General features: G+C 73.8%; 19 protein-coding genes. 10 read left to right on the plus strand and 9 right to left on the minus strand.

The features are described 5' to 3' along the window. Positions 1 to 31: 31 nt before the first annotated feature. Positions 32 to 778, minus strand: a complete 747-nt coding sequence (locus HFV08_RS25165) for an aminoacyl-tRNA hydrolase (RefSeq protein WP_312885820.1) — start codon at positions 776 to 778, stop codon at positions 32 to 34. A gap of 67 nt (positions 779 to 845) precedes the next feature. Here HFV08_RS25165 and HFV08_RS32590 point away from each other — a divergent pair, with 67 nt between their 5' ends. Both HFV08_RS32590 and HFV08_RS25175 read left to right on the plus strand, forming a co-directional pair. Then, positions 846 to 2201, plus strand: coding sequence for an ATP-binding cassette domain-containing protein (locus HFV08_RS32590; RefSeq protein WP_210430750.1), 1356 nt, complete (start codon positions 846 to 848; stop codon positions 2199 to 2201). Continuing rightward, positions 2198 to 2866, plus strand: a complete 669-nt coding sequence (locus HFV08_RS25175) for an ABC transporter (RefSeq protein WP_168542753.1) — start codon at positions 2198 to 2200, stop codon at positions 2864 to 2866. The genes HFV08_RS32590 and HFV08_RS25175 overlap by 4 nt, the downstream gene beginning before the upstream one ends. A gap of 161 nt (positions 2867 to 3027) precedes the next feature. Here the strand turns inward: HFV08_RS25175 and HFV08_RS25180 are convergent, their stop codons facing one another. The 5 genes from HFV08_RS25180 to zapE all read right to left on the minus strand — a co-directional run bounded on the left by HFV08_RS25180 (position 3028) and on the right by zapE (position 7407). After that, positions 3028 to 3294 (minus strand): hypothetical protein, encoded by a 267-nt coding sequence (locus tag HFV08_RS25180; RefSeq protein ID WP_168542755.1) that lies wholly within the window; start codon positions 3292 to 3294, stop codon positions 3028 to 3030. Between the two features lie 142 nt (positions 3295 to 3436). Continuing rightward, positions 3437 to 4921 (minus strand): SulP family inorganic anion transporter, encoded by a 1485-nt coding sequence (locus tag HFV08_RS25185; RefSeq protein WP_312885821.1) that lies wholly within the window; start codon positions 4919 to 4921, stop codon positions 3437 to 3439. After that, the gene (locus HFV08_RS25190) at positions 4918 to 5508 is read right to left on the minus strand and encodes a carbonic anhydrase (RefSeq protein WP_168542757.1); all 591 of its coding nucleotides are present in this window, start codon (positions 5506 to 5508) and stop codon (positions 4918 to 4920) included. The genes HFV08_RS25185 and HFV08_RS25190 overlap by 4 nt, the downstream gene beginning before the upstream one ends. 181 nt (positions 5509 to 5689) lie before the next feature. Then, the gene (locus HFV08_RS25195; protein ID WP_168542759.1) at positions 5690 to 6067 is read right to left on the minus strand and encodes a hypothetical protein; all 378 of its coding nucleotides are present in this window, start codon (positions 6065 to 6067) and stop codon (positions 5690 to 5692) included. Between the two features lie 257 nt (positions 6068 to 6324). Continuing rightward, on the minus strand, positions 6325 to 7407 hold the full coding sequence (gene zapE, locus HFV08_RS25200; RefSeq protein ID WP_168542766.1) for a cell division protein ZapE: 1083 nt from the start codon (positions 7405 to 7407) through the stop codon (positions 6325 to 6327). Positions 7408 to 7555: 148 nt separating this feature from the next. Here zapE and HFV08_RS25205 point away from each other — a divergent pair, with 148 nt between their 5' ends. The 4 genes from HFV08_RS25205 (at position 7556) to msrB (ending at position 10878) form a co-directional block, all read left to right on the plus strand. Next, positions 7556 to 8338 carry a pyrimidine reductase family protein gene (locus HFV08_RS25205; protein ID WP_168542768.1) on the plus strand — a complete coding sequence of 261 codons (783 nt, stop codon included), beginning with the start codon at positions 7556 to 7558 and terminating at the stop codon, positions 8336 to 8338. Positions 8339 to 8461: 123 nt separating this feature from the next. Beyond that, the gene (locus HFV08_RS25210; RefSeq protein ID WP_168542769.1) at positions 8462 to 8935 is read left to right on the plus strand and encodes an indole-3-glycerol phosphate synthase; all 474 of its coding nucleotides are present in this window, start codon (positions 8462 to 8464) and stop codon (positions 8933 to 8935) included. Positions 8936 to 9076: 141 nt separating this feature from the next. Next, positions 9077 to 10462: a UDP-N-acetylmuramate--L-alanine ligase gene (gene murC / locus HFV08_RS25215; RefSeq protein ID WP_168542771.1), complete on the plus strand. Its 1386-nt coding sequence runs from the start codon at positions 9077 to 9079 to the stop codon at positions 10460 to 10462. Positions 10463 to 10473: 11 nt separating this feature from the next. Then, positions 10474 to 10878: a peptide-methionine (R)-S-oxide reductase MsrB gene (gene msrB, locus HFV08_RS25220; RefSeq protein ID WP_168542831.1), complete on the plus strand. Its 405-nt coding sequence runs from the start codon at positions 10474 to 10476 to the stop codon at positions 10876 to 10878. A gap of 49 nt (positions 10879 to 10927) precedes the next feature. On the opposite strand, the gene HFV08_RS25225 is transcribed toward msrB, so the two are convergent. Further along, complete coding sequence (locus HFV08_RS25225) at positions 10928 to 11884, minus strand: acyltransferase domain-containing protein (RefSeq protein WP_168542773.1); 957 nt, start codon at positions 11882 to 11884, stop codon at positions 10928 to 10930. Between the two features lie 211 nt (positions 11885 to 12095). Continuing rightward, positions 12096 to 12266, minus strand: a complete 171-nt coding sequence (locus HFV08_RS25230) for a hypothetical protein (RefSeq protein WP_040246541.1) — start codon at positions 12264 to 12266, stop codon at positions 12096 to 12098. A gap of 267 nt (positions 12267 to 12533) precedes the next feature. Here HFV08_RS25230 and HFV08_RS25235 point away from each other — a divergent pair, with 267 nt between their 5' ends. From HFV08_RS25235 to HFV08_RS25245, 3 genes are all read left to right on the plus strand, one after another. After that, a complete protein-coding gene (locus HFV08_RS25235; RefSeq protein WP_168542774.1) occupies positions 12534 to 13424 on the plus strand; it encodes a SigB/SigF/SigG family RNA polymerase sigma factor in 891 nt (296 codons plus the stop codon). Positions 13425 to 13567: 143 nt separating this feature from the next. Next, the gene (locus tag HFV08_RS25240; RefSeq protein ID WP_246342043.1) at positions 13568 to 15781 is read left to right on the plus strand and encodes a terpene synthase family protein; all 2214 of its coding nucleotides are present in this window, start codon (positions 13568 to 13570) and stop codon (positions 15779 to 15781) included. A 196-nt stretch (positions 15782 to 15977) separates the two neighbouring features. After that, positions 15978 to 16700, plus strand: a complete 723-nt coding sequence (locus HFV08_RS25245; RefSeq protein WP_168542775.1) for a PDZ domain-containing protein — start codon at positions 15978 to 15980, stop codon at positions 16698 to 16700. Positions 16701 to 16824: 124 nt separating this feature from the next. On the opposite strand, the gene treZ is transcribed toward HFV08_RS25245, so the two are convergent. Continuing rightward, the gene (gene treZ, locus HFV08_RS25250; RefSeq protein ID WP_168542776.1) at positions 16825 to 18570 is read right to left on the minus strand and encodes a malto-oligosyltrehalose trehalohydrolase; all 1746 of its coding nucleotides are present in this window, start codon (positions 18568 to 18570) and stop codon (positions 16825 to 16827) included. A 353-nt stretch (positions 18571 to 18923) separates the two neighbouring features. On the opposite strand from treZ, the gene HFV08_RS25255 reads away from it, so the two are divergent. Then, on the plus strand, positions 18924 to 19487 hold the full coding sequence (locus tag HFV08_RS25255) for an FHA domain-containing protein (protein ID WP_168542777.1): 564 nt from the start codon (positions 18924 to 18926) through the stop codon (positions 19485 to 19487). The last annotated feature ends 42 nt before the right edge of the window (positions 19488 to 19529 follow it).

The following is a 19529-nucleotide window of genomic DNA, read 5'->3' on the forward strand; positions in this document are numbered from 1 at the left end:
GAGCCGAACCCACAGGCAGGGACGTTCAGAGCTACATTTGAGGTTCCCCGCGCCCGCGCAGCACCGGCAGATCGGCGACCACCGTCGCGGAACCGGGCGCGACCTCGGTGAACCCGGCGTCCCGTACCAACGGCAGCCCCGCACCGGCGAGTTCACGCCACCGCGCCGCGCTCGCCTCCCGTACCGCCAGGGCGAAGCCCCGCTCCCGCCACTGTGCGCGCTCCGCCTCGTCCAGCTCCCACCAGGCCAGCTGCGCGGCATGCCCCGCCTGCGCCATCGCCTTCCCGGCGGACATGGTGATCCCCGGATTCAGCCAGAGCACCGGCGTAGAGGGGTCCGGTACCGGCGGGGTGGCGGCCGGGTCCAGTTCGGTGCCCGAGACCTGGAGCACCGCCAGCTCCTTCGGCCAGCCGTCCAGCGGCACCGGCGGGAAGACCCGCACCTCGGCCGAGCCCTGGACCACCGTGATGCCGGGCAGCGCCTGCGCCTTGCGCCAGCCCGCGCCGCGCGCCCGGCGCACCACCTTGCGGATCCGCGCGTCCTGCCAGCGGCGCACCAGCTCGGCCCACTCGCCCGCCCCGCGCGCCCGGTCGTCGTCGAGCAGCACGAGGACCGCGCGGGCGGCGGCCTCCAGGGCGTCGGTACGGTCCGGGGGCGCGGTCTTCTCCAGGCGCACCACCAGCGGGAGCACGAACTGCTCTTCCTGGTCGCGGGAGTTGCCGTCCGGCTCGAAGTGGGAGTCCTGCGGGGCCGCGGGGGCGGTGTCTTCGCTGCTCACGGGAGAAGTCTGCCAGCCCGCCGGGGCCACCCGCCGGCCGCCGCGGACCACGGGGGAGGATGGGCCCATGAAGCACGGACCCGCCCGCGGGCACCGCCGCCTGGTGGGAGCCGGACGCCGCTACGGGCGCCGGGGCCCCTGGGTGCTGCGCGGGGTGGACCTGGCCGCCGAACCCGGCACCCTGGTCCGCGTCGAGGGCGCCAACGGCACCGGGAAATCCACCCTGTTGCGCTTGCTCGCCGGACTCGACACCCCCACCGAGGGCCGCGCCCTCGGCCGTCCCAGGACCGCCTACGTACCCGAACGCTTCCCCGCCGGGCTGCCGTTCACCTTCGGCGGCTACCTGGTCCACATGGGCCGGGTGCACGGACTCGGCACCGCCCAGGCCACCCGCCGGGCGCGCGACTGGACGGAGCGCTTCGGCGCGGGGGCCCACTGGGCGGCGCCGCTGGCCGAACTCTCCAAGGGCAGCAGCCAGAAGGCCGCCGTGGTCCAGGCGCTGACGGCCGCCCCCGAACTGCTCGTCCTGGACGAGGCCTGGACCGGCCTCGACACCGCCGCCCGCGCCGAACTCGACCTGGCGGTACGGGAACTCACCGCCGCGGGCTCGGCCGTGGTCTACGTCGACCACCACCCGGAGCGCCTCGCGGAGTCGGTTGATCTGCGCTGCACGCTCGGGACGGACGGCGGCCTCGTCCGCCTTGCTCCGGCCAGGGCGGGGGCGGAGGGGCGGTCGGGTTCCCTGAGGACGGGGGCCGGGGGAGCGATGGGGGCCGGAGGAGCGGCGGACGCCCCGGCGGCTGTCGAGGCCGAGCTGGAGGCCGACGCCGGGCTTGAGGCCGAGGTCGAGCTTGAAGTCGAGGCCGACGCGGAGCTTGAAGTCGAGGTCGAGGTGCAGGGTCCGCCCGGTGCCGTGGCGCCGCCCCGGGTGGCCACGGGAGTGCCGGGGGACGGCCACGGGCCGGTACCGGTCCGGGCTCAACTCGGCGCCCACGGAAGCTGGTTGCTCACGGTCCCGGCCACCGCCTCGGACGCCCTGCTGCGCACCCTCCTCGGCGCCGACCCGCCCTGGCACGTCGTACGCCTCACTCCACGGCCCTCGGCACGGGAGGCCACGCCCACACCCGCGCCGGCACGCACGCCCGTACCCGCCCCCGCGTGCAGGCCCGTACCCGAACCGGCGCGCACGCCTGCGTCCGACCCCGCGCACACGCCCGTACCCGAACCGGCGCGCACGCCTATGCCCGACCCCGCGCACGCGCCCGCACTTGACCCCGCGCGCACGCCCGCGCCCCCGGACCTCCCCGCGCCCGCGCCCGGATCAGCCCCCGGGTCCACGCGTGCCCCCGAGCCCGCGCCTGCCCCCGCCCCCGAGTCCGGCTCCGCTCCCACCGAGGCGCCGACGAGGAGGAACGGACGGTGACGGCCCTCCTGCGCTACCACTGCGCCCTGCTGCTGCGTTCGCAGCGGCTGATCGCGCCCCTGCTCTGCTACGCCGCCGTGCTCGCCATCGGAATCCGTGCCGGGGAGCCGGTGCTCGACTCGCTGGGCTGGACGGCGGCCGCGCTGGTACCGGTGGCGGCCTGGACGGCGCGGATCTGTGTGAGCGGCGAACCGGCCGCGGCGCGTGCCTGCGGTGCGGCGGCGGCCGGTCCCCGACGGGTCCAACTGGCCTGCCTGCTGACCGCCCTGCTGACCTCCTGCCTGCTCGGGGCGCTGGCCACCGGGTTCGTCTCGATGATCGGCGAGGCTGCCGCCGACGATCACCGCACCCCGGTGGGGCGGCTGCCCGCGGCCCTCGCCGGGCTGTGCGCCGTGCTCGTCTGCGCCCTGGTCGGCACCGCGGTCGGCGCGCTGACCTCCTGGCCGCTCGTACGGTCCACCGGGCGGGCGGTCACCGCGCTGACCGGAGCCGTGGTGCTCGCCCTCGTCCTCGCGGGCTCCCCGGCCCGTACCGCGATCACCGCGATGGTGACGGGCTCCCAGCGGGGCAGCGTGCCCGCGCCCGTGGTCCCGCTGCTGCTCGCCCTTCTCCTCACGGGCGCCGCGGCCGCCACCACCTGCTGGGCGAGCGCGCGGCGCGGCTGATCCCGGGAGCTCGCGCCCCGGCGGTGAATCGGGGCTCATACTTCAGCGACGCACCGGGACTTGTCCCTGGACGAGGGGCCGGGATCGCTCCCGCGCGGGACCGGGGCTCGCCCCAGCGACGGACCGGGGCTCGCACCCGGCGTCACTCCCTCCGCCAAGCCTCAGCCGGAGCACGCGGTCCGCTGTGCCTCCTGCCACTCGCACACGGGGCACAGGGTGATCCCGCGCCGGGACTCCGGGTACTCGGTGGGCTCCCGGCACAGCACGCACTCGGCGAAGGCCTCCGGGGCGCCCGCCCCGTCGCCCGCCGCCGCCGTGCCGTCGGCGGCCGTATCCGTACCGCCCGTGCCCGTGCCCGTGCTCGTATCCGGCCTCTCGGCCGGGGTCGTGTCCTCCAACCGCCCCTCGCCCGCGCAGTAGTCGCTCATGCCCGCCAGCGTACGAGGACGCCGCGCGGCGCTCGCCTCGGTGGTCCCGTCCGGGGAAAGGGCCCGGGACGGAAAGGGCGCGGCGCCCCCGGAGGGAACGCCGCGCCCGTACTGCTCCACCGCGCTGCGGTGCTGGGCCCGCTCAGGCGCGGGCGGTGACCTTCACGGGTTCGGTGTCCGTGTCGCTGTGCCGTTCCGCCCAGTTCTCCAGGGCGGTGCGGCAGGCGTGGTCGAGGTGGTGGACCTGGGAGAGGTCCAGCTCGACCGGCCGGTCCTGCGGCAGGGACTCCAGGCTGTCCAGGATCTTCGGCAGCCGCAGGAAGGTCGCGTTGCCGGTGAGGTGCGCCTGCACCGGGCCCGCTCCCTTGTCGATGATCTCCAGCCGGACGTGCGAGGCCTCCCAGGCGGTCTTGGCGACCGCGAGGGCGAGGCCGATCAGGACACCCTCGAACATGTTGATCGCCACGATCGCGAGCGCGGTCACGACCAGGATCACCGCCTCGCTGCGGTGCTCCCGCCACAGCGTGCGCAGCCCCTGGAGCGGGATCAGCTTGAAGCCCGCGTGCACCAGGACGCCCGCGAGCGCGGGGATCGGGATGATGCCGAGCGCCGCCGGGAGCAGCGCGGCGAAGAGCAGCAGCCAGACGCCGTGCATCACCCGGGAGGCCTTGGTACGCGCCCCGGCCTGCACATTGGCCGCGCTGCGCACGATCACCGCGGTCATCGGCAGGGCGCCGAGGATCCCGCAGATCGTGTTGCCGACGCCCTGGGCCATCAGCTCCTTGTCGTAGTGGGTGCGCGGACCGTCGTGCAGCCGGTCCACGGCCGCCGCGCTGAACAGGCTCTCCGCGGAGGCGATCAGCGTGAAGGCGAGGATGGTGCTCAGCAGCGCGAGGCTGCCCAGCTCCCCGAACTCACCGAGCCCCGGGGGCTGTACGGAGTCGACGAGCCCCTGGACCTCCACCTCCGCCACCGGCAGCGAGAAGCCGAGCGAGACGGCCACGGCCAGCGCGACCGCGGCGAGCGGCCCCGGCACCACCCGTACCTTGGCGGGCAGGTGCTTCCAGAGCACGAGCACCGCGATGGTGCCCGCGCCGAGCAGCAGCGAGGCGCGCGCGCCGGAGGAGCCCACGGAGTCCGCGAGCAGCTCCGGCAGCCCGGTGATCTTGTCGATCCCGGTCTCGGGGGCCTTGGCGCCGGCCATCGAGTACAGCTGCCCGGCGATCAGGACGAGGCCGATGCCCGCGAGCATCCCCTCGACCACCGCGACCGAGATGGCCCGGAACCAGCGGCCCCAGCGCAGGGCGCCCATCACCAGCTGGAGCAGCCCGGTGGCGAGCACGATCACGCCGAGCACCGGGAGCCCGAACTCCTGCACGGCCTCGTAGACGAGCACGGTGAGACCGGCCGCGGGGCCGGAGACCTGGAGGCTGCTGCCCGGCAGCAGACCGGTGACGATGCCGCCGACGATGCCGGTGATCAGACCGATCTCGGCCGGTACGCCGGAGGCCACCGCCACGCCGACGCACAGTGGCAGCGCGACCAGGAAGACGACCAGGGAGGCGGTGAAGTCCTGCCGGAAGAGGGAGGATTCGAAGTAGCGCGAGAGCTTCACGGGGCCGCTCACAGCGCCACGAAGGAGTCGGTCTCGCCCTGGTGGGCGAAGACATTGCCGGTGTGCACCTCGTAGTACCAGGCGTGCACCCGCAGTTTCCCGCTCTCCACCCGGCTGCTGACGCAGGGGTAGGAGAGCAGCCGCAGGAGCTGGGCGAGCACATGGTGCTGCACCGCCTCGGCCACGGCCGGATCCCGTGGGGCCTCGCCCGAGGGCTGGTCGGCGGCGTGCGCGAGCCAGTCGCGCACGGCCGGTACGGCGGTCAGGTCGTCGCCGCGCACCAGCGCGCCGACCGCTCCGCAGTGCGAGTGCCCGCAGACCACGATGTCCTGCACGCCGAGCACCTCCACCGCGTATTCGATGGTGGCCGCCTCGGAGGTGGGGCCGCGGTCGTAGGGCGGCACGATGTTGCCGGCCGTGCGCAGTTCGAAGAGTTCGCCGGGGCGGGCGCCGGTGATCAGGGCCGGGACCACCCGGGAGTCCGAGCAGGTGATGAAGAGGGCCTGGGGTGACTGGCCGACGGCCAGCCGTGCGAATTCCTCGCCGTGCGCGGCACCGGTGCGCGGGAAGGAGCGTGCGTGATCGATGAGGGGCTGCATGTCAGTTGCCTCCTGGGGGCGCGCCCTGGCGCGGGCGCGTCGACAAGTACGGGGGGCGTAGCACTGGCAAGCGGGCATGGGTGATCGTCCCGGCGCACGGCGCTTCGTGGGCGCGTACGGGGGCGGGGCGGTCCGTGATGGGGAACCCGGCCGACCGGAACGGTCCTGACCCGGTTTCAGCTCAGCAGAGGAAGACCTGCAGGGCCGCCGCGCGTGCGGTGTTGCTCGCGGCGGTCGGCCGGTGCGGGCTGAGGACAGGCGGCGGGACGTCCGCGGCGGCCAGGGTCCAGATGACCTCGCCGGGGTCCGGGTTCTGCCCGGTACCGGGCTCGGGCGCCTCGTCGGCGCGCAGCCGGTCGCTGCGGAAACGTACCCGCGGGTCCTTGTCGGGGAGTTCCTCGGACTCCCCGGGAGCCGGGTGCGCCTGGTGGAACCCCGCGCCCGCCATGGCCGCAGCCGTGCACGGAGCGGCGTTCGCCGCCGGGGCGGCGAACACCTGGAGCACGGCGACCAAGGCGGCGAACAGCACCAGGAGCGCACGGACGCGTGGCATACGCATGGTCGTCCTCTCCTGCTCTCCTGGTCGGTGCGGCGGGTCACGGCGCCGGGGAGCCCGGCCGCGCGGACGCGGCGGAAAGATCTCCCGTAGCGAAACGCTAGCGTGCCGCAGTGCTGTGGTGGTTAACGCGAGGTTTCGCTTCATTGCATCACGCAGGGTGCCCACCACGGGCACAAGGAGCAGGTCAGGCCGCATATTGCACAATTTTGACCGAGACTTGACCGTGATCTGGCCGAGATGAACGGCCTTGCCGCTGCTCAGCCGTTGACCAGCACTTTCCCCTCCCGGGCCAGCGAGGTCAGCCGGGACAGGGCGCGCAGGTACTTCTTGCGGTACCCGCCCCGGAGCATCTCCTCGCCGAACAGCCGGTCGAAGGGCAGCCCGGAGGCGAGCACCGGGACCTCCCGGTCGTAGAGCCGGTCGGCGAGCACCACGAGCCGCAGCGCGGTCGCCTGGTCGGGCACCGGCCCCACATCGGTCAGGCACACCGCCCGCAGCCCGTCGGTGAGCGCCCCGTACCGGCTCGGATGCACCCGGGAGAGATGGTCGAGCAGGTGCGGGAAGTCGTCGAGCGAGGCGCCCTCGGTCGCGTACGCGGCCCGGGTCACCTCGGCGTCGGTGTGCGGCCGCGGGGCCTCGGGCAGCCCGCGGTGGCGGTAGTCCTCGCCGTCGATCCGCAGGGTGCGGAAGTGCGCCGCGAGGCCCTGGATCTCGCGCAGGAAGTCGGCCGCGGCGAAGCGGCCCTCGCCGAGCCTGCCGGGCAGCGTGTTCGAGGTCGCCGCGAGGGCCACCCCGGAGTCGACGAGCCTGCCGAGCAGCGAGGAGACGAGGACGGTGTCGCCCGGGTCGTCCAGCTCGAACTCGTCGATGCAGAGCAGCTGGTGGCCGCCGAGCGTCCGTACGGTCTGCTGGAAGCCGAGGGCGCCCACCAGGTTCGTCAGCTCCACGAAGGTGCCGAAGGCCTTCTGCTCCGGCGCGGCCGGGGCCGCGTGCCACAGCGAGGCGAGCAGATGGGTCTTGCCGACGCCGTACCCGCCGTCCAGATAGACCCCGCGCGGGCCGGCGGGCGCCGCCCTTCTGCCGCGCCCGCCGAACCGGCGCCGCTTCCCGGCACCGCTCGCGTGCGCGCCGCCGAGCCCCGCCGCGAAGGTGCCGAGCACCTCGACGGCCTCCTGCTGGCTCGGCTGCCCGGGGTCCGGGACGTAACCGGCGAAGCGGACCGCGTCGAAGCGGGGCGGCGGCACCAGCTCGGCGACCAGCCGGTCGGCCGGCACCCGCGGTGCGCGGGCGCACAGCGAGAGCGGGGAGTCGCCGGCCGGGGAAGCGGGGGTGGAGGACACGCCTACCGACTCTAGAGGCTGCCGCCGCCCCCGGCCGGGGGCGGCGGCGGGGCGGAACCGGCGCCGCGGCGGGCGCGGCCCCGGGAGTGCCACGCGAGCCGGGCGGGCTCCGGTGGACGGGCCCTGACCCCGTGCGAGACTGCACGCCATGCGACGCCTGTTTCCTGTGACCGACGAGACAGCGGACCGCGGGGGAGGCCCGCCGCCCGGCGACCGCGAGTGGGACCCGGTGGAGATCGCCGGGGCGTACGCGTATCCGGAGGGGCCCGGGACCTGGCTGCGGGCCAACATGGTCTCCTCGCTCGACGGCGCCGCCCAGCACGAGGACCGCTCCGAGGCGCTGTCCTGCAAGGCCGACATGCGGATCTTCGGCGCGCTGCGCGGGATCGCCGACGCCGTGGTGGTGGGCGCCGAGACGGTGCGTAAAGAGGACTACCGCCCGGCCAGGGCGCGGCAGGTCTTCGCCCCGCTGCGGGCGGCGCGCGGGCAGGGCCCGGCCCCGGTGATCGCCGTGGTCAGCGCGAGCCTGGACCTGGACTTCGGCCGCCCGCTGTTCACCGAGGCGCCGGTGCCCACCCTGCTGCTGACCGGTGCCGGGGCGCCCGCCGAGCGGATCGCCGCGGCGGAGGCGGCCGGTGTCGAGGTGGTGATCGCGGGGCAGGCGGTGGGCGTGGATCCGCGGCGGATGGTGGCGGAACTCGCGCGACGGGGGCTGACCAGGCTGCTCACCGAGGGAGGGCCCAGGCTGCTCGGGCAGCTGGTGGCCGCCGATGTGCTGGACGAGCTGTGCCTGACGCTCGCGCCGGTGCTCACGGCGGGGGACGCGCAGCGGATCGGGGGCGGGCCCTCGATGGAAGTGCCAAAACGATTCACCCTGGCTTCGGTGATCGAGGAGGCCGGCTTCCTGTTCACCCGATACCGTCGCACCTGACGCTGAACGGAATTCAGAATTCCGTTTTGCCGCTTTGCATGACAAGACTCGCAGTCCCCGTGCCCGCACGGGGCAGGATGGTTTCCGCCAGGGCCGAGGGCCCGCGGAAGGAAGGGCGCCGACGTGTTCACGAGCGTACTGATGATCGAGAAGGCCCTGACGTCCGCAGACGTGGAGTTCGTCACCACCCTGCACGGCGACGAGCCGGTGCGCTTCCACCTCCTCCTCCAGCCGCGCGGGGACCAGGCCGACCGGCTGCTGCGCGCGCTCGACGACGTGGCGCTCGGCGAGATCGACCAGGTGGCCCGCGAGGCCGAGACCCCCGAGGGCGAGGAGGCGCTCGCCCCCGCCGAGCAGGCCCTGGAGGTCTCGCTCACCGCGCTGCACCAGGCCGGCTGCGAGGCGGGCGGCCGCCTGATCGAGGACCACCCCCTGGACGCCCTGAAGGCCCTCGTCGACGAGATCTCCGCGGACGAGGTCATCGTGCTGACCGACCCGCACTACGTGGAGGAGTTCTTCCACCGCGACTGGGCCTCCCGCGCCCGGCACCGGGTCGGCGTGCCGGTGCTCAAGCTCTTCTCCCACAGCAAGGCCTGAGCCTCCTCCGCTAAGGCGGCGGCGCCCTCGGACACCCGATGCCACCGGGGCGGTCGTGGGGGCCGCGTCCCGGGCGGAAGGCTTAGGCTGGGGCCCGCTCCGCCCTCGTGGGCACCGCTCGTCACCCCTGGGAGAACTCGCATGGCACCCGGCCTTCCCCCCGCCATGGACCGACCGCACTTCATCGGTATCGGCGGAGCCGGAATGTCCGGGATCGCCAAGATCCTCGCGCAGCGCGGCGCCAAGGTGGCCGGCAGCGACGCCAAGGACTCCCCGGTCACCGAGGCGCTCCGGGCACTCGGCGCGACCGTCCACCTCGGCCACGACGCCTCCCACCTCGCCGAGGACGCCAGCAGCGTGGTCGTCTCCTCCGCCATCCGCGAGGACAACCCGGAGCTGGTCCGCGCCGCCGAGCTGGGCATCCCCGTCGTCCACCGCTCCGACGCCCTCGCGGCCCTGATGACCGGCCTGCGCCCGCTCGCGGTCGCGGGCACCCACGGCAAGACGACCACCACCTCGATGCTCGCCGTCGCCCTGACCACCCTCGGCCTCGACCCCTCGTACGCGATCGGCGGCGACCTGGACCTGCCCGGCTCCAACGCCCGGCACGGCGAGGGCGAGATCTTCGTCGCCGAGGCCGACGAGAGCGACCGCAGCTTCCACAAGTACGCCCCCGAGGTCGCCGTCGTCCTCAACGTCGAGCTGGACCACCACGCCAACTACGCCTCCCTGGACGAGATCTACGAGTCCTTCGAGACCTTCGCCGACCGTGTCGTCCCCGGCGGCACCCTGGTCGTCTGCGCCGACCACGCGGGCGCCCGCGAGCTGACCCGGCGGCTGAGCGGGGTCCGGGTGGTCACCTACGGTGAGGCCGAGGACGCCGACGTACGGGTGCTCTCGGTGGTCCCGCAGGGGCTGACGAGCGAGGTCACCGCGGTGCTCGACGGTCAGGAGCACGTCTTCGCCGTCTCGGTGCCCGGCCGCCACTACGCCCTCAACGCGGTCGCCGCCCTCGCGGCGGGCGCGGCCCTCGGCGTCCCGGCCGCCGGGCTCGCCACCGCCCTCGGCTCGTACACCGGCGTCAAGCGCCGCCTCCAGCTCAAGGGCGAGGCGGGCGGCGTGCAGGTCATCGACTCCTACGCGCACCACCCCACCGAGATGGCGGCGGACCTGGAGGCGATGCGCGCCGCGGCCGGGGACGGCCGCATCCTGGTGGTCTTCCAGCCGCACCTCTTCTCCCGCACCCAGGAACTGGGCACCGAGATGGGTCAGGCCCTCGCCCTCGCGGACGCCTCGCTGGTCCTCGACATCTACCCGGCCCGCGAGGACCCGATCCCCGGCGTCACCAGCGCGCTGATCACCGAGGCGGCCCGTGCCGCGGGCGCCGAGGTCACCGCCCTGCCCGCGAAGGACGGGGTGCCCGAGGCGGTCGCGGGAATGGCGAAGCCCGGTGATCTCGTTCTCACCATGGGCGCGGGTGATGTCACCGACCTGGGCCCGCTGATCCTTGACCGACTGGCGAAGTGAGGACCGAGACCATGGGCTACGAGGTCGACAAGACCGAGGAACAGTGGCGTGCCGAGCTGAGCCCTGCGGAGTACACGGTGCTCCGGCAGGCCGGTACCGAGCCCGCCTTCACCGGTGAGTACACCGACACCAAGACCGAGGGCGTCTACTCCTGCCGCGCCTGCGGGGCCGAACTCTTCACCTCGGGGACCAAGTTCGCCTCCCACTGCGGCTGGCCGAGCTTCTTCGACCCGAAGGACTCGGACGCCGTCGAACTCATCGAGGACCGCTCGCACGGCATGCTGCGCACCGAGGTCCGCTGCGCGAAGTGCGGCTCCCACCTGGGGCATGTCTTCGAGGGCGAGGGCTATCCGACGCCCACCGACCAGCGGTACTGCATCAACAGCATCTCGCTGCGGCTGAGCCCGGAGGAGTAGCGGGGCGGCTCCGGCCGGGTCGGGCCCGGGGCGCGCCGCCGGGCCCGCCTCAGGGCAGCCGCGTCCAGCCGGAGGGCGCGCGCCAGTGGCCCCCGGCGCGCAGATGGGCCACCGCGGCGCGCTCCAGGCTGGTGCGCTGCGGCAGCTGTTCCAGCGGCTGGCCGGTGTGGCGGAAGACGAACTCCAGGATGGAGCCGTCGCGTTCCTCCTCCTGACCGGCGTACAGCTCCCAACGGCGCATGAACCGCACCACGTTGGACTCCTCGGGCAGATACGCGGCCAGCTGCGGGTCGAGCAACCAGGAGTGGCAGACGGCGAGTTCGGCCCCGTGCTCCGGGAAGTGCGCGGCGAAGAAGGGGCGGGCCCGCGCGAAGGAGGAGTCGCAGGCCTCGGCGCCGATCGGGCCGCCCACCGCCGGGATGTGCACGCTGAGCACCGGCCTGCCCTCCCAGCGGGACAGCTCGAACTGCAGCCGGCCGAGCCGGTGGATCACCCCGCGCAGATGCAGCGTCAGCCACCCCGGTACGTGCACCCCGCCGCGCCCGTACTTGTGGCGGTGGATGTCCAGCACCTCCCCGAGCTGCCCGAAGGTTTCCCAGGAGGACTCCTCGGGGATCCCGCGGGCGGCGTGGAAGCGCAGCGTCGCGGGGAGGGTCGCCAGATAGAGGAGGACCAGGTAGTAGCGGGCTCCCTCGCCGTACTCGGCCGGCAGCACCGGGAAGATGTCCTGGCCGCTCGGTTGGCCCATGCCGTCGAGGAGCACCTGATGGGCCCGGTCGAGGATCCAGCGCAGTACGGGGTCGGCCGCCGCGGCGGGCAGGGCCGCGAAGATCTCCTCCCGGTCCTCGGCGGCGACCCGGAGCCGGTCGAGGAGGACGCGGGCCGCTTCGGGGCCGGGCAGCTCCAGCGGCCGCGCCGGGGGTCCGGTCTCGGCGAGGCGCCGCAGCCAGGCGTCGTCCCGGTCCATGCCGAGCCGCTCGGCGACCGACTGTGCGGTGAGTTCCATGCCCGTATTCTTCACGGCCGCGCGGACGGGCTTCGCTCCCGGGGCTGTCACGGGGCGGTCAGTGCTCTTGCGCAGCCGATCGGTGCGGGGCGGCGGGCCGAGGGCCGTCCGCCGTCGATCGGGTCCGGACGCGGGGAATTCCCGGGCCGGCGCGGAAATCCGCGTCTGCCCGGGAATTCCCGGCCCACTGCCCTGCCGCTGTGCGGCACTGTCACCAGCGGTACCAGCGGGACCGCTTTCCGCCGGACGAGGTGGAGCGCAGAAGAAAACCGAGGGCCCACAGGACGAGTACCGCTATCGCCACGAACCACAGGGCCTTGAGCGCGAATCCGAGCCCGAAGAGGATCAGGATCAGCAGGAGTACGACAAGAAGGGGAACCACGGGAATCAGCCTCCGAATTGAGCGGTGTCAGAGAGCCGTGTGCCCCGGTACGGAGATCCAAACCAAAAGCGGGATTCCGGAGCGGTCCGGCGCCCGTCCGCGGGGCGGCGCGGCGCCCCACGGGTGCCGTCCCGGCCCGCGCGCCCCAGGGCCGTACCATCGCCCCCGGGGAACCGGCGACAACTGTTTCCCCTCAGCAAGGATTAGACGGTTGAAGTCCGGGCAGGCGGCTGAAGCGGAGCCGCCGCGCCGTTGGAGGGGTGGGACATGAGTGCAGACCGAGCCGGAGTCCAGGTTGCCGGGCAGGAGGCGACGGAGGGGGAGTCGCGGCAGGTCATGGTGGAGGCGGGAGTGCCCGAGGTCGGCGACCCGAGCCGCGTCTCGCCGCGCGACGCCCGCGAGTTGACCCGGATCTTCCTGGTCCGGCTCCAGGAACTGGAGGAGGGCACCCCGGGCCACCAGTACGTGCGCAACACACTGATCGAGATGAACCTCTCCCTCGTGCAGTTCGCCGCGAGCCGCTTCCGCGGGCGCGGGCAGGCGCTCGGGCAGATGGACGACATCGTCCAGGTCGGCACCATCGGGCTGATCAAGGCGATCGACCGGTTCGACCTGTCCCGGGAAACCGAATTCACCACCTTCGCCATCCCGTACATCGTGGGGGAGATCAAGCGCTTCTTCCGGGACACCACCTGGGCGGTGCGGGTGCCGCGGCGGCTCCAGGAGCTGCGGATCGAGCTGGGAAAGGCCAAGGAGGAGCTCTCCGGAATTCTCGACCGCGATCCTTCGGTGTCCGAACTCGCCGAATTCCTCGAACTCGGCGAGGAAGAGGTCCTCGAAGGGCTTGTGGCGAGCAACGGCTATGTCGCGAGCTCGCTGGACGCGCCCTACGAGGGCCCCGACGCGGAGGGCCGCAATGCCGCCGATTTCCTGGGCGACGTCGATGAACGCCTGGAACTCGTCGAGCAGTTGCATTCGCTGAAGCCGCTCCTCGGCGAACTCGGCGAGCGCGACCGGCGGCTCCTGGAGATGCGCTTCGGCCAGGAGATGACGCAGGCACAGATCGGCGCCGAGCTCGGCCTCTCCCAGATGCATGTCTCCCGGCTGCTCACCGCCGTCCTGAAGAAGCTCCGCAGGAACATGCTGCCCACCGGCTGAAGGGCGCCCCCGGCGGCGCGGGCGCGGCGGCCGTGGAACAGGCGATCCCTGAGCCGCCTCCCGTTCCGTGCCATGTTCACGCGAAGGGGCGATCCTGGCGGCCGTCCCGGATGGCGCCGCGGGGCCCCGGGTAGGGCCCGGCCATGACGCAGCCGTTCGTTCTGCCGGACTTCTACCTGCCGTATCCCGCCCAGCTCAATCCGCACCTGGAGGAGGCCCGGGCGCACAGCGCCGACTGGGCGCGGGAGAGGGGGATGCTGGAGGGCTCCGGCGTCTGGGACACCGCCGACCTCGAAGCCCACGACTACGCGCTCCTGTGCGCGTACACCCACCCGGACTGCGACGGGCCCGCGCTCTCCCTGGTCACCGACTGGTACGTGTGGGTCTTCTTCTTCGACGACCACTTCCTGGAACTCTTCAAGCGCAGCCAGGACCGCGCGGCCGGCAAGGCGCACCTCGACCGCCTGGCCCGCTTCATGCCGATGGACCTCGCCACGCCGATGCCCGAGCCGCAGAACCCGGTCGAGGCCGGGCTCGCCGATCTGTGGACCCGTACCGTGCCCGCGATGTCCGCGGCCTGGCGGGACCGCTTCGCCGAGTCGACCAGGAACCTGCTCAACGAGTCCGACTGGGAGCTCTCCAACATCAACGAGGGCCGGATCGCCAACCCGGTCGAGTACATCGAGATGCGCCGCAAGGTGGGCGGCGCGCCCTGGTCCGCCGGTCTCGTTGAGTACGCCACCGCCGAGGTCCCCGCCCGGATCGCCCGCTCCCGCCCGCTGCGGGTGCTCCGCGACGCCTTCTCCGACGGCGTCCATCTGCGCAACGACCTCTTCTCCTACCAGCGCGAGGTCCAGGACGAGGGCGAACTCAGCAACGGTGTCCTGGTCCTGGAGACCTTCCTCGGCTGTACGACGCAGGAGGCCGCCGACGCCGTCAACGACCTGATCACCTCCCGGCTCCAGCAGTTCGAGGCCACCGCGCTGACCGAACTGCCCGCGCAGTGCGCCGAGAGCGCGCTCGACCCGGGAGAGTACGCGGCGGTCGCGGCCTATGTGAAGGGCCTGCAGGACTGGCAGTCGGGCGGCCACGAATGGCATCTGCGCTCCAGCCGCTACATGAACGAGGGCGCGGTGCGCGAGAGTTCGCCGCCGGCCGGGCCGACCGGCCTCGGCACCTCGGCCGCCGCGGTGCGCTCACTGCTCTCCCCGGCGAGCGCCCGGCGGCTGCGCAACCACGCGCACGTGCCCCACCAGCGCGTCGGCCCCTCGCAGATCCCCGACTTCGAGACCGGCTACGAACTGCGGCTGAGCCCCCTGCTGCCCACCGCCCGGGACCATCTGGCCGACTGGGCGCGCGCCACCGGCATCACCCGCGAGGGCCTGTGGGACCAGGCCGCCCTCGACCGCTACGACCTGGCGCTGTGCGCCGCCGGGATCTATCCGGACGCCGACCAGAAGGACCTCGACCTCGGCTCCGCCTGGCTGGCCTGGGGCACCTACGGCGACGACTGGTACCCGGCGCTGTACGCCCGTACCGGCGACTTCGCGGGCGCCCGGCTCGCCACCGAGCGCCTGAAGGCCCTGATGGTCGTGGACGAACCGGAGGCGGCGCTCGCCGCCCCGCAGGCCAACGCCCTGGAACGCGCCCTCGCCGACCTCTGGTCGCGCACCGCGGGGCCCATGCCGCCCGAGGGCCGCGCCCTGTTCCGCGACGGCGTGGTGGCCATGCTCGACGGCTGGCTGTGGGAGGTGTCCAACGAGATCCAGCACCGCATCCCGGACCCGGTCGACTACATCGAGATGCGCAGGGACACCTTCGGCTCCGAGATGACGACCAGCCTCTCGCGCATCTCGCACGGCAAGCGCGTACCCGACGAGATCTACGCCAGCGGCCCGATGCGCTCGCTCGTCAACGCGGCGATGGACTACGCCTGCCTGCTCAACGACCTGTTCTCGTACCAGAAGGAGATCGAGTACGACGGCGAGGTGCACAACGGCGTCCTCGTGGTGCAGAACTTCTTCGACTGCGACTACGCCACCGGTGTGGCCCTCGTCCACGATCTGATGCAGGGCAGGCTGCGCCAGTTCCGGCATGTGGTGGAGCACGAACTGCCCGTGCTCTACGAGGACTTCGGCCTCGACGAGGAGGCGCGCGAGGTTCTCGCCGGGTATGTCACGGAGCTGGAGAACTGGCTGACCGCCATCCTCCACTGGCACCGCGAGTGCCGGCGCTACCGGGAGGAGTACCTCTCGCACGGCATCGGCGCCGGCACCCCCGCGCCCCGCCGCGCGGACTCCCTGCCGGCCGGCCCTGCCCTGCCCTTCGCCTGGCGGGCCGCGCCCCCGGCGGGGTGAACCGACCGGGGCGCCGCACACCGGCGGCCCCGGCGGCACGGACGTGGCCCGGATGCCTGGCGGGAGGGCGTCCGGGCCACCTTGCTGCCCGGCGCCGCGCAACTGCCCGCCGTGATGCCGGATTTCCGCCTGTTATCACCCGTTCGTGAATCGTGGCGCGGGGTGGCGGCGGGTAGTTCTCCGGCGGAGGCGAGACATGGAACAGACTGCTTTGCGACCCAAGCCGATGCCGGGCCGTGAGACGCCCGGCGAGAAGACCCGCGGCCGTGGCGCCGGCGTACGGGGCCGGGTTTCCGGGGGTGCGCCCGGCCCCACCGGCGGCCGACGGCCGGGAGCGGTACGCAGGCGCAGGCGGCGCCTGTTCACCCTGCTCGCGGGGCTGGTGGCCGCCGCCGCTCTGGTGCTCTCCGGGGTCGGCCTCGGCACGGTGAGCGCCACCGTCATCGGGATGAGCAAGCTCGCCGACATGCAGAAGTCCGGCGGCGGCCCGGGCGGGGCGCCCCAGGCCCCCGGGGCAGCCGCCCCCGGCGAGGCCAAGGGCGGCGAGAAGGGAGCCCCCGCGCCCGGCCGGGAGTCCGGTGCCGAGACCGGGGCAGGGGCCAAGGGCAAGGCGGGCGAGGGCAGTTCGGCCGGTGAGGGCCGCGGCAAGGAGCCCGCCACGCTCGGCATCGAGGCGGTGGACGCCCCGGACGGCAGGGGCGCGCTCCTTGTCGGGGTGCATCTGCCGGGGCCCGGCTATACGGCGGGACTGGTGCGCGGCGACACCCTGATCCGGTTCGGGGACCGGGAGATCCGCTCGGCCGGGGACCTCGCCCGCGCCGTGACCCGCGCGCAGCCGGGCAAGCGGGTCCCGCTGACGGTGCGGCACGAGAACGGCACCGAGCAGCAACTCTCCGCGGTACCGGGCGTCATGACGTGAACCGGGGGGCGGGACCCGGAGAGGCGGCCGTGTCCGTCCGGGCCGGGCGCGCGGCCCGCCCCCGTCCGGTGCCGGCTCGGCTCCCTGACAACCAGCATCGGGCACACCGCGGCGGCGGCCGCGCTCAGGCCTGGCCGAGCACCACGCAGGACTCGCCCGGCAGGGTGAGCACGCCTGCCTCGTCGGGCGGGCCGAGGGGGTCCCAGGCTGCGAGGACCCGGGGGCGGCCCCGGCCGAGCGGGATGGCGGCGGGCTCCGGGCCGAGGTTCACCGCGATCCGCAGGTCGCCGCGGCGGAAGGCGAGCCAGCGGGCCCCCTCGTCGAAGGCGGGGCGCAGCGCGGTCAGGTCCGGGTCGGTGAGGTCGGAGTACCGGTGGCGCAGGGCGATCAGGGTGCGGTACCAGTCGAGCAGCCGGGAGTGCGGTCGCCGTCCGGGCTCCGACCAGTCCAGGCAGGAGCGCGCGCGGGTGGCCGGGTCCTGGGGGTCGGGGACCTCCTCCTCGGCCCAGCCGTGCGCGGTGAACTCCCGCCGCCTGCCGCGCCGTACGGCCTCGGCCAGCTCCGGGTCGGTGTGGTCGGTGAAGTACTGCCAGGGCGTACCGGCACCCCACTCCTCGCCCATGAACAGCATCGGGGTGAAGGGCGCGGTCAGGGTCAGCGTGGCCGCGCAGGCGAGGAGGCCGGGGCTCAGGCCCGCGGCCAGCCGGTCGCCGAGGGCCCGGTTGCCGATCTGGTCGTGGGTCTGGGCGTAGCCGAGCAGCCGGTGCGCCGAGACCCGCTCGCGGTCCAGCGGCCTGCCGTGGCGGCGCCCCCGGAAGCTGGAGTACGTGCCGTCGTGGAAGAAGCCGCCGGTCAGGCACTTGGTGAGGGCGGCGAGCGGGGCCTTCGCGAAGTCGGCGTAGTAGCCCTGGGACTCACCCGTCAGGGCGGTGTGCAGGGCGTGGTGGAAGTCGTCGTTCCACTGGGCGTGCAGTCCGGTGCCGCCCTCGCCGCGGGCGCGGATCAGCCGGGGGTCGTTGAGATCGGACTCGGCGATCAGGAAGAGCGGCCTGCCGGTCTCCGCGGCCAGCGCGTCGACCGCCTCGGCGAGCGCTTCGAGGAAGGGCAGGGCCCGGTCGTCGTGCAGGGCGTGCACGGCGTCCAGGCGCAGCCCGTCGAGCCGGTAGTCGCGCAGCCAGGCGAGCGCGCTGCCGATGAGGAAGTCCCGCACCTCGTCCGAACCCGGGGCGTCCAGGTTCACGGCCGCGCCCCAGGGGGTGTGGTGGGTCTCGGTGAAGTACGGGCCGAAGGCGGGCAGGTGGTTGCCGTCCGGACCGAGATGGTTGTGGACCACGTCGAGGACCACCCCGAGCCCCTCGGCGTGCGCCGCGTCGACAAAGCGCTTCAGCGCCTCGGGGCCGCCGTAGGGCTCGTGCACCGCCCAGAGCGCGACCCCGTCGTAGCCCCAGCCGTGGCGGCCGGGGAAGGGGCAGAGGGGCATCAGCTCCACATGTGTGACGCCGAGCCGGGCCAGGTGCCCGAGCCGCCCGGCCGCCGCGTCGAGGGTGCCCTCGGGGGTGTAGGTGCCCACGTGCAGTTCGTAGAGGACGGCGCCCGGCAACCCGCGGCCCGGCGGGTGCGCCGTCCAGGTGTGCCGGGTGTGGTCGACCACCGCGCTGAGCCCGTCGGGGCCGTCCGGCTGGCGGCGCGAGCGCGGGTCCGGCAGCACGGGGCCGCCGTCCAGGGCGTAGCCGTAGCGGTCGCCGTCGCGCGCCGGGGCCTGCCCGGCCCACCAGCCCGGGCGCCCGGGGGCGGGGCCGAGGGCGTGCTCCGCCCCCGACAGGTGCAGCGTGACCTCGGCGGCCTGCGGTGCCCACACCTCGAACTGCACGGACGCGTCTCCTTCGGGAAGTGCCGACAGCCCTGCGCAGAAAGCTCTGACAGTTCTGACAGCTCTGATGTCTCTGCCCTGCCGGTCCTGACGTTCTGACGTTCTGACGTTCTGACAGTCACCGTGATGTCGCCCGTCCATCCTGCGGCAGGAGGCGGCCCCGCGCCCCCGGGTCGCCCGATCTGCTCGCCGCCATGGGGGCGCGGGCGGCCGTCCGTAACAGTGCTGCTGCGGCGGCCGCGCGGATTCGTCCACCTCATGCCCCGTCCGTGCTGGTCAAGGACCTGTACGGGGTGTGACGACCCCGGCGCCCTGCTGGACACCCCGGGCGCTGCTGATCGACAATCCGGGATGTGACGTCGTCCTTCGAGTTCCCCGCGGTCCCCGTGCGGCTCTCCGACGCCGAGCGCGACCAGGCGCTGCAGGCGCTCCGGGAGGGTGCCGCCGTCGGCAAGCTCTCCCATGACACCTTCCTCCGGCGCATGGAACTCGTCCTCGCCGCCCGGCGGCCCGACGAACTCGCCGCGCTCACCGCGGATCTGACGAGCGGACCGGACAGGGAGGGGCCGGTCCAGCGGGCGCTGTTCGGCGGGGTGCGCGCGGTCTCCGGCTTCACCGCCCGGATGCGCAAGGTCTGGCAGGTCGAGCGGCTCCCGGTGCTGCGGCTGCCCGCCGCCCCCACGCACGAGCCGCTGCGGATAGGGCGCGAGCCGGGCAACGGCCTGCGGCTGAGCCACGAGACGGTCTCCCGGGTGCACGCGGAGCTGATCCGACAGGGCGGCATCTGGGTGCTGCGGGACCTCGGTTCGAGCAACGGCACCTGCGTGAACGGCCGCCGGGTCATCGGGGCCGCGGTGGTCCAGGAGGGCGACCAGGTGAGCTTCGGCCAGATGTCCTTCCGCCTCTCCGCGAGCTGACCGCCCTCCGCCGCCCGGCCCGACTCCCGTACGTACGAAGGC

The organism is Streptomyces physcomitrii, from assembly GCF_012273655.1.
GTDB classification, from domain to species: domain Bacteria; phylum Actinomycetota; class Actinomycetes; order Streptomycetales; family Streptomycetaceae; genus Streptomyces; species Streptomyces physcomitrii.